This is a genomic window from Lelliottia sp. GFLA7, from assembly GCF_056490165.1.
Genome location: NZ_JBWLAQ010000138.1, coordinates 1 through 255 on the forward strand (window position 1 = coordinate 1; position 255 = coordinate 255).

1 rRNA gene is annotated in these 255 nt (G+C 52.2%); it reads left to right on the forward strand.

Annotated features, from left to right (window positions below):
* Positions 1 to 255: ribosomal RNA gene (locus tag AC07RN_RS21545) — 23S ribosomal RNA — on the forward strand; the annotation flags it as partial.

A 255-nucleotide genomic window follows, 5' to 3' on the forward strand; every position in this document is an offset into this window, starting at 1 on the left:
GAGATTCCCCCAGTAGCGGCGAGCGAACGGGGAACAGCCCAGAACCTGAATCAGCGTATGTATTAGTGGAAGCGTCTGGAAAGTCGCAGGGTACAGGGTGATACTCCCGTACACAAAAGTACATACATTGTGAGTTCGAAGAGTAGGGCGGGACACGTGGTATCCTGTCTGAATATGGGGGGACCATCCTCCAAGGCTAAATACTCCTGACTGACCGATAGTGAACCAGTACCGTGAGGGAAAGGCGAAAAGAAC